This window comes from Actinotalea sp. JY-7885 (genome assembly GCF_014525465.1).
Classification (GTDB): domain Bacteria; phylum Actinomycetota; class Actinomycetes; order Actinomycetales; family Cellulomonadaceae; genus Actinotalea.
The window spans coordinates 1-2,348 of sequence record NZ_JACEXH010000284.1; the positions used below are offsets into that span (position 1 = coordinate 1).

A 2,348-nucleotide genomic window follows, 5' to 3' on the forward strand; every position below is an offset into this window, starting at 1 on the left:
GCGCCCGGGGCGCGGCCCGCGGCGTCGACCGCGACGGCCGCTCCCGCCGCCCGCCGCACCGCGCTCGCCGGTCGACGCCGGCGCGATGTTCGTCGGGGCGACGCGCTACCGCGGTCCCCACTCGTGGGCCGTGCTGTCGCGCGAGTGGTACCCGATGGTGGCGGCGATGCGACGGCTGCGCGGCTACGTGTGGCACGGCGTCTACTGGGAGCCGCCCTTCACGCTCGGCACGCTCGCGTTCTTCGCCACGCGCGACGACCTGCTGGCGTTCGCCCGCCTCCCCCAGCACCGCCGCCTCATGCGCTGGATCACGCGGGACCGGCGCCACGGCACCGCCGGGTACATCCGCATCCACGTCGCCGACCCGGCCGGGGAGGCGGCCCCGTGAACCTCGAGGAGGTGAGGACGCGCGCGCAGCTGCGCGAGTTCCTCGACCTGCCGCTGCGCCTGCACCCGCGCGAGCTCGCCGTGCCCCTGCTCGCCGACACCGTCGAGCAGTGGTGGCGAGGGCGGAGCCCGCACCCCGAGCCCGTGACCCTCCTGCTCGCGCGCGACGCGTCGGGCGACGTCGTCGGCCGCACGACGGTCCACACGGACGCGCGCCTCGACGCCCGGCTCGGCGCACGCTCGCTGCTGTTCGGGGCCACGGAGTTCGCCGACGAGGCGGCCGCCCGGGCGCTGGTCGACGGGCTCGCGCGACGGGCGGAGGGCCACGAGCAGCTGTTCGGCCCGGTCTCGCTGCTCCCGAACCAGACCGGCGGCGTCCTGACGTCCGGGTTCGAGGAGCGCGGCTTCGTCGACTCCCCGTGGAGCCCCGCCCGCGTCGCGGCCACGTACGAGGCGCTGGGGTTCCGGCGCTGGGGCGAGGCACAGACGTGGGCGGTGGACGTCGACCCGGCGAACGCGGCGGGCGCGCCCACGCCGGACGAGTGGCGGGCCGCGGGTCTCGTGCTCGAGCGCGGTCGGCGCTCGAGCGTCGGACGGCTCGTGCCCGAGGTCCTCGAGGTGCTCAACCGGTCCTTCGCGGCGCTGCCCTACTACACCCCGATCACGCCCGCCGAGATGGCGGCGGCGACGGACGGCCTGGCCTTCCTCGTCGACGAGGAGCTCCTGCTGCTCGCCCGCGACGCGCGCTCCGGCCGGCTCGTCGCGTTCCTGCTCGTTGTCCCGGACCTCACCGCCTTCGTGCAGCGCGCCGGCGGCCGGCTGGGCGTGCTGCGCCGGCTCGAGCTGCTCGCGACCCGGGGCCGGTACCGCCGCGAGGCCGTGCTCGTCATCCAGGGCACCGACCCGGACCGGCAGGGCCGCGGGGTGCTCACGCTCCTGAGCCGGCAGCTGCACGCGGCGCTGGCGACCGGCGGCTACGCACGGCTGCGCAGCACGATGATCGCTCCCGACAACCCGGGATCGCGGCGCCAGCTCGAGCGCTTCGGCGGCCGCCCGCTGCACGGCGTGACGTTCTACCGCCTGCCGCTCGGCGCCGCCCACGCGGACACCGGCCACCCGGGCGGGACAGCCCCCGCCACGCCCGACCGCCGCACACCCAGCGGCTCCCCTGAGACGAGGCCCACGTGAGCACGCCCGACCCCGCGGCCGCCGCGGACCCCGCCCTCGCCGACGACGCCCTGCGACGCTGGCTCACGATCGCGGGCAGGGCCCCGTCGCCCCACAACACCCAGCCGTGGGCGCCGCGGGTGGCGGGCCGGACGATCGAGCTCGCCGTCGTGCCGTCGCGCGTGCTCTGCGCGGGTGACCCGACCTTCCGCGACCTCCTGCTCAGCCTCGGCGCCTGGGTGGAGAGCGCCGCGGTGGCCGCGGCGGCCGACGGCCGGTCGCTGCGCGCGGAGCCGACCCCGCACCTCGAGCGGCTGCACGACCTGCCCGTGCGCGGGCCGGCGGACCCGGCCACCCCGGTCCTGGTGCTGCACGTCGAGGACGCGCCGTACCCGACCCCCTTCACGCCGCAGGACGTGCGCACCCGGCGGGTCCACCGCGGCGAGCTCGGGGCGGCGCCCGACGTCTGGACCGACGCGGCCGGCCTGCCGGACTGGCTCCGGCTCGGGGAGGTCGACGGCGCCGCGATGCGGCACCTCGTCCGGCTGGGCACCGCCTCCACGGTCTCGCGCCGGGGCGTCGCCGAGGAGCTCGTGCGGTGGCTCCGGCTGAGCCCGGACCACCCGCGCTACCGCCAGGACGGCATGACCGACGCGATGCTCGGTGTGCCGCGCCTCGCCGCGCGCCTGGCCGCACCGTTCACGCGGCGCGCCGCCCTGCGCGACCCCCTGCTGGGGGTCGCGGGCCGCGCCGCGCGCACCCTCGAGCTCCTCGGCCGCGGCCAGCCGGTCCCG

General features: G+C 78.2%; 2 protein-coding genes and 1 pseudogene. All 3 read left to right on the plus strand.

From position 1 onward, the window contains the following. A partial coding sequence (locus tag IDM29_RS16290) for a hypothetical protein (protein ID WP_223148426.1) occupies window positions 1-388 on the plus strand: 388 nt, incomplete at its 5' end. Beyond that, the gene (locus tag IDM29_RS16295; protein WP_220457936.1) at window positions 385-1,575 is read left to right on the plus strand and encodes a hypothetical protein; all 1,191 of its coding nucleotides are present in this window, start codon (window positions 385-387) and stop codon (window positions 1,573-1,575) included. The genes IDM29_RS16290 and IDM29_RS16295, both read left to right, overlap by 4 nt. Beyond that, window positions 1,572-2,348: pseudogene (locus IDM29_RS16300) on the plus strand (hypothetical protein); the annotation flags it as partial. The gene IDM29_RS16295 and the pseudogene IDM29_RS16300, both read left to right, overlap by 4 nt.